Annotated in this window: 1 protein-coding gene; it reads left to right on the forward strand. The window is 34.6% G+C overall.

What is annotated here, in order from left to right:
* Nucleotides 1–280, forward strand: a 280-nt coding sequence (locus tag ACODJP_RS13900; protein ID WP_422482512.1) for a histidine kinase, incomplete at both ends; no start/stop codon positions are given.

The raw sequence follows: 280 nt of genomic DNA on the forward strand, positions 1-280 counted from the left end.
TTATATTTAAGTTATGGAATATTATTAGGGGCCTTTTGTCTGCGTTATTTATATGTTCGAGAACAATGGTTACACCAACAATATGCAGAATTGAATGCCCGTATTCAGGCAATGCAGGCTCGCATTCATCCTCATTTTTTATTTAATAGTCTAAATAATGTGGTGAGTTTAATAACGATAGATCCAGATAAAGCAGAAAGTATGTTAATTAGCCTGTCACGACTGTTTCGGGCGAGTTTTCAAGAATTAAAATTAGTGAGCTTGCATGAAGAAATTGAGC

This window comes from Pleomorphochaeta sp. DL1XJH-081 (assembly GCF_049310885.1).
Classification (GTDB): Bacteria; Spirochaetota; Spirochaetia; order Sphaerochaetales; family Sphaerochaetaceae; genus CAYZJV01.